Source organism: Ferruginibacter sp. (assembly GCF_031430955.1).
In the GTDB taxonomy this organism is placed as follows: domain Bacteria; phylum Bacteroidota; class Bacteroidia; order Chitinophagales; family Chitinophagaceae; genus Ferruginibacter.
The window spans coordinates 1-3,519 of the sequence record NZ_JANPCM010000412.1; the positions used below are offsets into that span (position 1 = coordinate 1).

Sequence of the window (3,519 nt, forward strand, 5' to 3'; positions counted from 1 at the left end):
GAATTTTTTAATTGTTGAAAAGCAATTCTATCTTTTGACAAATCATTGAAACCCGGAACATCTTCGGGCATGGCCTGCATAATTACATAAGCTGAGGTTTTAGAAAGTGCAACGATATTTTTTAAAGTTGTTAATGGCATCATCTTACATTGAGGAATTATTATTAATTCATGAACTTTACCAGCTGGTTGTGTAATTGCTGCAGTTCTATTGAGCATTTTATCGCTTACAAAATCTACTTCATACCCTTTATCCTGCAATAGTTTTACATCTTTATAAAATGCAGTTGGGTGCAACCAATCATCAATACTGTGCACCTGCAAAGGCATATCCATCCCTTTTGCATTGTGCCATACATCATACACCGGCCAGTACATTTTAAGGGTTAACTTATCTGGTATGCCTGCCTGTAAAATGTTTTGACAACGGGCAATATATTCATTCAATCCTTTTAAATGTTTCCACATACTGTTATGCGGCACAAAATTTACCGAAGCATAAAATAACCATCCGGGAAATTTTACATCTGCTGGTGTGTAAGTAGTGCCATGATAAAAAACATGATTTACGCCTGACAAAAAAACCTGGTCTAACTCTGGCTTACATTGGCTCCAGGCGGTTTTAAAATGTTCGCCCAGCCAGGTAAAAGTTTCGCTGCTGGTTAATTTTTTATTGTAAGCATGAGCTGCGCTGCTGGCAAACTTTAGCATGATGGGATCGGGATCAACATTGCGGATATCGGCACTGTCTCTTCTTAATCCTCTTACATCAAAAGCACTGCTGCCAAAAGTTTCGCATTCAGGAATATCAAATGCCCCATACAAGTCTAACAAATTTCCCGGTGAGCCATGTGCCTGGTTTACTGATTGTGTATTTCTTTTATTGGTCCAATCTGTAAATACTGTTGAAAAATTTTCCAGCATCAGATCGGAAATAGTTTCCCTGTAATCGCTTTTTAATCTTGCAACGGTATCATTTAATAAACTGCCTGTAAAAAGATTTAAATATTTTTTTAAATCATAGCCCCTTCTTATTTCAAATGCTGCAAAAAATTGCGGTGTCCAGTCTGCATTATATACTTCATAACTATCATTAAAAAAAGCTTTTACCCCATGGGATGAATTTCCAAAAGCCGTATCAAATATTTTAAAATAATTTACTGTGGCGTTTTTACTAAAATGATCAATGGTATATCCTTCGCCTCCGGGTGCGGCTCTTTTTACTGCTTGCTTTGTTTTGCCGGTGAAGGCTGCAATTATTTCTGCGTCTTCTTCACTTATATAATCCAGCGATCCATCTGGTTGAAGTTTATTCAATACATCAATTGCGCCACCATTTTTTTTGTATGCCATTAAAGTGCTGAGTACAGCAATATCTTTTTGCTTTACATCTTTAATAATTATTTTTTCTGCTAAACTTTCATTTGCTTTTAGTAAATATTTTTGTACTGTTAATTTACTTGCTGCATCCTGTATGGTTACATTGCTGCCGCCGATAGGCCAGCCGGTACCCACAGAAATATATACACCCATATTTAACAATTTTGCCTGCTGCACTGTGTAATCAAGGAGCTTCATCCACTGCGGCGATAAATATTTGATGTATTTATTTTCAAATCCTTTTGCACCATAAATAGGCACAATTTCTACGCCTCCAAAACCTGCAGCGGCTAATTGTGTCAATTGTTTTTTTATTCCTGGTTCATCAACCGCACTGCCCATCCACCACCATCTTGTCCAGGGTTTAGTTTGATTATTTACCAGCGGTGATTTTATTTGTGCTAACGCCGATAAAGTAATTACAATAATTAAAAGAGAAAGAAATATTTTACGCATATAAAACACTTTTATAACCTGAGAATTTACATTATAGATTTTAGAAACTTGCCAGCACTTACCAATTAACCAATCAACTAATTAACCAATCAACTTTTTTTAATTTCCACTGCATACACATTCGACTCCCCTTCAAAATTCGCTCTGAAAATTATCCATTTACCATCAGGGCTAAAATGTACATTAGGTTCTAATTTATATTGGTGGTGTTTCATGTTCACTAATTTTTCTGTAACAAATTTATCGCCATTGGGTGTAAATAAATTTATCCATTGTCCGTCAGGAGCTTTTGCTACAGCACCAGGATCGCCGCCATCACCGGCAAATAAAGTTTCAGTGGCATTGCTGTTGTAATGTACACTCCAATCGTTACGCTGCAATTCGTATTTTTTTTCTTTACCTGTTGCCACATCATAACCTGCCACAAAAAATGTTTTACCTCTCGGTTGCTGCAGATCAAACCACATAGTTTTACCAGCTTTACCAAACCACTCATGCCCCCAAATTTCCATATCCATGGTACGGTGGTGTACCTGTGTTATTTTTTTTGTGTTTACATCAATATGCCAGATGCGGTTTACTTTATGCCACGGTCCTTCGTGGCAAAAAGATAACAATGCAGGATCAGTTGCAGAAAACTGTACATGATTTAACCAGGCACTATCGGTAAAAATTTTATTAAGCTGCCCGGTTTTAACATCAATAGTAAATAATGTTTTAGGCAAATGAGCATCATAAATTAAATTAAAAAAACTGCTTTTGTTGGGATTGTTTTTTAAAATTTCCTTTTCTGCATCAGTCGCTCTTGATCCGCCCAGCAAAGTGCCATCTGCATTTACAGCGCTGATACCTGATTTAAAATCTTCAGGAAAAACAAATACCAGCCTTGTCTTTTTAGTTATAAAATCAAGTGCAAAAATGCTGTCTTTAATTTGGTAGAAAATAGTTTTTGTTTTTTCACATACTACTTCGCCACTCATGGGTGAACTGCACGATGTAAGCCTTGTTATTTTTTTTGTAGCCAGGTTAATGCTGTATACCTGTTTGTCATTTACGTTAGTAACTTTCGGTTCTTCTCTTTTCATATCGGTAACATCAGCGGCAGCTTGTTTGCTGTTGTTATAAAAGATCATTTCGTTACCTATAAATGGATTATTGTGAAAATAAAAACTCAGGCTGTTGCCCGGTAAACCGGCTGATAACCACACCATTTTATGGTGGGTGTCTTTATCTATCCATTCGGCGGGCATTTTTTTACCCCCGGTTTCTAAAATTTCCTGGGCATACAATGAGGTGCAGGCAGATGCTATCAGCAATCCTGTTAAAAAAACTTTCATTATTGTAAAAGGTTTAAGTGTGATACAATCGTTAACAAATAATAAATGGTGGATGTGAATAGCGACACAACTTATTTTATAAAAACATTTCAGCCATCCTGTAGTTACATGATAGGTTAAAAGGAACCACATCTAATCGTTCACTACCTTCTTCCCCGTTAAGTCCCCCGGCAACAAAGGCCAGTCCTTATTGGGCAAATGCGCAGCTTTGATCATCGCATTCAATTTTTTAACAATGACCGGAAATTTCTCTGCCAGGTTATTTTTTTCAGAAGGGTCATTTCCCAGGTCATACAATTCTACTGCTGTGGATGCATCAGTATTTACATTCAACTTAATAAGCTTCC

Annotated in this window: 2 protein-coding genes and 1 pseudogene; all 3 read right to left on the bottom strand. The window is 36.8% G+C overall.

Features of this window, described 5'->3' with window-relative positions; translation table 11 throughout:
• Positions 1 to 1,835, bottom strand: a 1,835-nt coding sequence (locus ACY65O_RS11495; RefSeq protein ID WP_462221000.1) for a glycosyl hydrolase, incomplete at its 3' end; no start/stop codon positions are given.
• Positions 1,836 to 1,924: 89 nt separating this feature from the next.
• Entirely contained in the window at positions 1,925 to 3,172 is a 1,248-nt protein-coding gene (locus ACY65O_RS11500; protein ID WP_462221001.1) for an oligogalacturonate lyase family protein, read from the bottom strand.
• A 132-nt stretch (positions 3,173 to 3,304) separates the two neighbouring features.
• Positions 3,305 to 3,519 (bottom strand): annotated as a pseudogene (locus ACY65O_RS11505) (hypothetical protein); the annotation flags it as partial.